This window comes from Microcystis sp. M090S1 (genome assembly GCF_020246295.1).
Taxonomy (GTDB): Bacteria; Cyanobacteriota; Cyanobacteriia; order Cyanobacteriales; family Microcystaceae; genus Microcystis; species Microcystis aeruginosa.
The window spans coordinates 1-2,576 of the sequence record NZ_JADBTF010000387.1; the positions used below are offsets into that span (position 1 = coordinate 1).

Below are 2,576 nucleotides of genomic sequence, written 5' to 3' on the forward strand. Positions count from 1 at the left end.
GGCCGAATTTGAATTCTTTTCTGAACAAAACCCCCTACTATCTGTTGTCAAGGTTCAGTTTTTAGCTTGGTTATCGCTTTTTCCATTGTAGCTTAAAGCCGTCCTAAAAGGACGGGGTTTTAACCCAAATTTTCGATAATCGGGAGTGTAATAGGAACCGGTGGCTTTTCTTTCTCCCCGATCATTTTCCAGATGCACCGATTCCCCCTCAATCACGATGCGATATTCCAGTAATCCTTCGTAAATTGATCCTAACTGTCGCACACCTAAAAAACTATAGTCGATCGGCTGTCCCTCAAAACGTGCTAACTTGTCTAAAATGGGCGCTAAAACCGCATCGGATAACTTATATTGACCGAGAAAACAATTCACCCGGCCTTCTTCCATGTCAAATAAACCCCCGTTGTAACGAGGTACGGCTAAATTAGCATCCCCTCGATCGACAATGCGAAATAAACTGAGGAGAGCATCGTATATTCCCGTCGAGGTGCGACTAAAGACCTGCTGACGATCGATTTTAACGGCAATTTCTCGCGTCTTTTGCAATAAGCTGTAATCGCGATAGTCTCCCCTCACCGGCAGCAAGTCCCGCGCTTCTGCGTAGAGAAGAAATAATAATTTATACAGCAGGGATAAACTCGCCTCGTACAATAAATCTGGCTGTATGTCTGTATTTAATGATACAAAACCTTGAGAAATATCGGGAAAAATGCGATCGAAGACTAACTCTTTTAACTCGTTACCCACTCTGGTGGCATAGGTGGTACTCCCCTCCCGGACGCGTTCAAGGAAATTCTGACCGTGAATATCCTTAATAAAAGCCTCTTGACGGAAAAATAACCAGAAATACGGAAATTTTTGCCGATCTCCCCCTTCTAATAGTTCCATCAAGTCCACTAGATAAAATTCCGTGGCTGTGGAGGACGCTTGACGATAATATAAGCGCCATTCTCGACCATTGGTGAGAATACCCCAATCTACCCCCGTCCCCGTCAGGTAATTGGTGATCTGAAAGGAAGGATTACTATTTTTCCAGATATCTCGCTGATCATTCTTAGAAACGTCACTAAGAGAACGTTGCCAGTATTTGGCCTCAGCGATCGCTAAAACTTGACGATAAAAGGCTCTTTCATTATTCTGGAGAGCATAGGCTTGATAACGGTCATTTTCTCTGGCAAATAGGGCATAATCTGGCCTTTCTGACCTTCCTTTTCCCCTACTGCTTACTTGCGGTATATAACTAAAACCGAGAATTTCTAGAATCGGTTGTATTAATTCTGCTTCCGTTTGCGCTTCGTTAAGAGTCGGCAAAATCGCCTTTTTTTGTTGATAAAGACTCTCTAAGCGGGAAAATGCCACCGATACATCCTCTTGCCATTCCGGAGAATCCGGCAGCCGATGCTCAAGATAGTGTTGAGAAAAAAGTGGTTTATTGCCCGTTTGTCCTGACATGGCCGATTATCCTAGCATTGAGGGTATCTAGCCTAAAAATGAAGGGTTCGCAGGCAGGCACGGATTCCCATTATACAAGAAGTATAAGGCAAGTCTCCGATTTTGTCAAGGGTTTTGGCCAAAAAAAATCGCCAAGACTTACCACAGCCGTAGGTATAATAATGGGGATAAAAATTAAAATCCTTGGTAGTCACCGATGACTGATAACTGGTAACTGAAATGACCCCCCAAGCAATCCCTAAACTCAATCACTTGCCCTCTGCCCTAGCCAGAGAGGGAGCCGTCTGCCTAGAATTAGAAGATGGAGTTGCTATATTTCGAGCCTCCACTGCCGTTCAGACTCGAATTGAAGAATTACTCCAACTAGAGAAAGAATCAGCAATTACCCCCGCACAAAAGCAAGAACTCGATGCCTACGAAGAAATTGACGACTACCTCAGCTTTGTCAATCGTACCTTGCGGAATCTCAGCAAAAACCCCTCTTGATGTCTAAAAAGTTTTCCTCAGTTATCCAATCAGAAATTCGCGTCCGCGCCAATTATTTATGCGAGTATTGCCATGCCTTAGAAAAATGGCAGTATGTTGCCTTTACGATAGACCACGTCATTCCCTTAACTCAAGGAGGAGATGACAGCTTGGATAATTTGGCCTTGGCTTGCTTTCACTGCAACCGTCGCAAGGGAAATCTGGTCTCTATCAAAGACTTAGCTTTAGGGGAGGACATACCTCTCTTTAATCCGAGAAGGGAGCGTTGGCAAGACCATTTTATTTGGTCGGCAGACGGTCGAGGAATTATTAGCTTGACGGCAGTGGGAAAAGCCACGATTGCAGCTTTAGACTTAAATCGAGAGAGGGTAATTGACATTCGCCAAGCTGACATACTTCTCAAGCGACATCCACCGCCGGGAGATCCCATCCGGAAGAATGTCGATTAAATTAGCAATATTGTCGGTAAATTTGCGCTTTATCAATGTTCTGACTGTGCTAAGCTTTTACGCATTTAAGTTACATTGACAGCATTACCCTTATTTTTAAGTTTTCTACTCCATTTAATAATCAATCCCCCTTCATTTAAAAGCTGATTGACTACTTTTTCCAGTTCTTCTTTATTTTCAAATTCTCGA

Annotated in this window: 2 protein-coding genes and 2 pseudogenes; 2 read left to right on the top strand and 2 right to left on the bottom strand. The window is 43.4% G+C overall.

The window, feature by feature from the left end; translation table 11 throughout:
• Positions 1-135 precede the first annotated feature (135 nt).
• Positions 136-1,452, bottom strand: a pseudogene (locus IM477_RS17080) (Eco57I restriction-modification methylase domain-containing protein); the annotation flags it as partial.
• Between the two features lie 219 nt (positions 1,453-1,671).
• Here IM477_RS17080 and IM477_RS17085 point away from each other — a divergent pair.
• Together IM477_RS17085 and IM477_RS17090 are read left to right on the top strand one after the other, a co-directional pair.
• Positions 1,672-1,938: a hypothetical protein gene (locus IM477_RS17085; RefSeq protein WP_002773197.1), complete on the top strand. Its 267-nt coding sequence runs from the start codon at positions 1,672-1,674 to the stop codon at positions 1,936-1,938.
• Complete coding sequence (locus tag IM477_RS17090; RefSeq protein ID WP_287732765.1) at positions 1,938-2,387, top strand: HNH endonuclease; 450 nt, start codon at positions 1,938-1,940, stop codon at positions 2,385-2,387. Before IM477_RS17085 ends, IM477_RS17090 begins: the two co-directional genes overlap by 1 nt.
• A 65-nt stretch (positions 2,388-2,452) precedes the next feature.
• On the opposite strand, the pseudogene IM477_RS17095 reads toward IM477_RS17090, so the two are convergent.
• Positions 2,453-2,576: pseudogene (locus IM477_RS17095) on the bottom strand (IS630 family transposase); the annotation flags it as partial.

Coding starts and splice junctions, on each gene's coding strand:
- IM477_RS17090 (WP_287732765.1), top strand. CDS start 1,938: ATGTCTAAAAAGTTTTCCTCAGTTATCCAATCAGAAATTCGCGTCCGC.
- IM477_RS17085 (WP_002773197.1), top strand. CDS start 1,672: ATGACCCCCCAAGCAATCCCTAAACTCAATCACTTGCCCTCTGCCCTA.